The organism is Dietzia sp. CW19, from assembly GCF_014145265.1.
In the GTDB taxonomy this organism is placed as follows: Bacteria; Actinomycetota; Actinomycetes; order Mycobacteriales; family Mycobacteriaceae; genus Dietzia; species Dietzia natronolimnaea.
In genome coordinates this window covers 1-1,247 of sequence record NZ_JAALEE010000319.1, presented here as the reverse complement: position 1 = coordinate 1,247, position 1,247 = coordinate 1, and the positions used below count along the sequence as shown (strand labels likewise).

Genomic DNA, 1,247 nt, shown 5'->3' with positions numbered 1-1,247 from the left:
CCGCCGGTTCCGCCGCTTCCCCCGTCGCTGAGTCCGAGGGCGGAGCCGCCTGCGCCCAAGGCGGCGCCGCCCGCAGCTACAGCGCCGGCCCCGCTAGTGCTTGCCGCAGCGATCGTTGTGCCCACGACCGCCCCGGTCGCCCCAAGAGCCACACCTCCCAGCGCGCTCGCCGATCCGCCGGCTTGGCCCTTCATTTGAGGCAGGATGATCGCCAGCAGAGCGGGTGCGCAGAGCCCGGCAGCCCCGAAAATCACCAGGGAGACCAGCTTGTTCTCCTCGGACCCGTCGAGAGTCAACGCCGCCCACACCGCCGACATGTAGACAAACGCCGCCGCCACCTTCAGCAGCCCGAACGCGACGAGGACCCCCATCGCGTTCTCCACGGTGAATCGCCCCGCTCGCCCGATCGCCCACGCCGCGAAGATCGGCATCAGACCGATCAGGATGGGCAGCAAGATGATCCGCATGACCATTGCCAGACACATTGCCAGCGAGCCGATCAGGGAAATGAGCACGAACACCAGGACCAGGATCGGGTTCATTTCCTCCCCGATCGTCACCGCTTCGGTGATCTTGGTGAAGTCTCCCGAGTCCGCGATATAGGTGTTGACCAGGACGTCAGCGAAGGCGTCGAGCGCCATAATCGCCGGGATCGCCAATGATGGAACCAACGCGCCGTAGAGCAAGTACCGCCCGTATGCCGAGGCCGCGTCCTCCATCGCCTCGCCGGAGCCTTGCCGCCGGGTCGAGGCGACTTTCAGCAGCCCGATCGTCAGGCTCAACGCCAGTCCGGCGACGGCGCCCTGCCACACGATGTTGTTGATGCCGCCCGACGACAGCTCCAGGGCCTCCGGACTGAGCTTGAATTTCGTCCACAGCGTCATCGTGTAGCCGATGACGGCGGGGTTTCCGTCTTTAATCTCGCGGACGATCCCGGCCAGTTTGCCGTCCCACATCTCGTCGGCGACGGCCTGGATCGCATCGCCGGGGTGCTGCGCCGCGCCCGCGGTGATGCACGCCCCGGACACGGCGGCGCGAGGAAGTGCCGTCACCGACTCTCTCAGGCCGCCGGCGTGGGCGGAATCGCGTAGCCAGTCGCCGACACCGGTGCCCCCGAGCAGGCCGCCGTCGAAGAACTCGCCGTCGTGCTCGCCAGTGCGGCAGTCGTTGTTGAAGTCTTGAAACTGGTTCTGAGTGTTGTCTTGTGCGTTGGCGGGGGCGGATGTTTGGGACGCCTTTCTGAAAGC

The 1,247-nt window shown here is 66.4% G+C and carries 1 pseudogene; it reads right to left on the bottom strand.

Annotation, left to right across the window (positions count from 1 at the left end):
• Positions 1 to 1,247 (bottom strand): annotated as a pseudogene (locus G6021_RS10035) (hypothetical protein); the annotation flags it as partial.